This window comes from Anoxybacteroides voinovskiense, assembly GCF_014196205.1.
GTDB lineage: Bacteria > Bacillota > Bacilli > Bacillales > Anoxybacillaceae > Anoxybacteroides > Anoxybacteroides voinovskiense.
Genome location: NZ_JACIDE010000057.1, coordinates 1 through 1,185 on the forward strand (window position 1 = coordinate 1; position 1,185 = coordinate 1,185).

1 protein-coding gene is annotated in these 1,185 nt (G+C 46.2%); it reads right to left on the reverse strand.

Annotated features, from left to right (window positions below; all coding sequences use genetic code 11):
• Positions 1-209: 209 nt before the first annotated feature.
• A partial coding sequence (locus tag GGR02_RS17235; protein WP_183186161.1) for a transposase occupies positions 210-1,185 on the reverse strand: 976 nt, incomplete at its 5' end.

Consider the following 1,185-nt stretch of genomic DNA (forward strand, 5'->3'; position numbering starts at 1 on the left):
TTATACGAGCTTTTTGCGATGTTGGCTTTTTTCAAAAGAAATGGTACCATTCGATCATTTTCTTCCTATGCTCCTCTGCCGATTCCTCTTACATTTTACTATATATATCCATATTTTCCATTATAACAATTAAAAAAGGGCATACGAATCCCTCTTCCCATCCAATTACTGAAAATGGTACAAAAAACAAATACTAGATGTGTCCTTGGTTATGCCGCATACACAAGGCTCCTCATCTTCTCCTCTTTCTTTTCACGGATTCGCCCAAGTGCTAAGGCAAGCATCACTGAAAGCACCATCCCACATCTCACCTTCATTTTTGCTAGTCCTCGAATCGTGTGCTGTTCCATCCCAAACGATACATCTAACCGACTATTTACACGCTCGACGGCGGTTCGCTTCGCATAGAGCTTCTCCCATGTTCGGCTGGAGCGATCGATGGGAGTAAACACGCGTCGGTCTTCGTCCAAACGAATGCGTATCCCTTGTGCGATCGGACATTGCTTCTCGCCTTTGCACGTGATGCCGTATACGTTGGCTGGGCACCGTTTTTTTAAGGTGTTTCGCTCTTTTTCAAATCCTCCATTCGCCATTTCTCGCTCTTTTCCTGTTTCGGGACAAACACAAAACACCGTTCCTTTGTAGTTGTACACGACATTCGTTTGTCCAGATACGACTTTCGTCGCTTCCCCATCTTTCCACATGTTTCGAATGTCAATAACCGGTTTGACCCGATACTCCTCCCACAATGCTTCGATGAGTTTCGTATCATCATATCCTTTATCTGCCGAGCATGTTTCTGCCTCTTCTACTCGTTTTGGCATCTCTTCTTTCATGCTCTTCCACATGTTCCGCCCTTCTACGACATCCGGAACGGACGCTTTCGTCACCGAATAATAGATAGGAAGTTCATACAGCGCATCCACGATGAGATGAAGCTTATATCCAAACCAACTCACGATCTTTTCCCACGGGCTTCCGTCTTCTCGTTTCCCTCGATAGGTCTTTTTTCCGTAGTCTGCATCGAGATCCCGACGCCCATCGCTTGCTAGATGACGGCTTTTTCGATTCGCAAACGATTCGATCGCCTTACTGTCCATCGCTACGTGTTTGCCAAACCCCGACAGCGCTTCGCTGATTTCTTCCACGAGCTGGATAAACATCTCGTGGATGGCGTTTTCCTCC